This is a genomic window from Streptomyces durhamensis (assembly GCF_000725475.1).
Taxonomy (GTDB): Bacteria; Actinomycetota; Actinomycetes; order Streptomycetales; family Streptomycetaceae; genus Streptomyces; species Streptomyces filipinensis.
The window spans coordinates 1-247 of the sequence record NZ_JNXR01000209.1 but is presented as its reverse complement, the minus strand read 5'-3'; the positions used below and the strand labels follow the sequence as shown (position 1 = coordinate 247).

Here is a 247-nt window from a genome sequence, read left to right as displayed (position 1 = left end):
GTACACCTGCTCCACCAGCTGGCGCCAGGTGCCCGCCGGCCGGACCGCCGGGAACGGCACCGTGTTGAGGTGCATACCCAGCACCCGGTCAGCGCCCGGGGCCTCCAGACGGCCGTGGAAGACCACACCCGTATGGAACGCGTCCTCGCTGGTCAGCGAGCTCATCACCTTCAGATGAGCCGCCAGCAGCACACTCTTGAGCGACGTGTTCGCCCTCAGCGCCAGCCCACGCAACCCCTCCTCAAGA

General features: G+C 68.0%; 1 protein-coding gene. It reads right to left on the bottom strand.

Translation table 11 applies throughout. The features are described from left to right. Positions 1-234 (bottom strand): condensation domain-containing protein (locus IO33_RS45510; protein WP_245236084.1); only part of this gene is annotated, 234 nt, incomplete at its 3' end. Positions 235-247 lie beyond the last annotated feature (13 nt).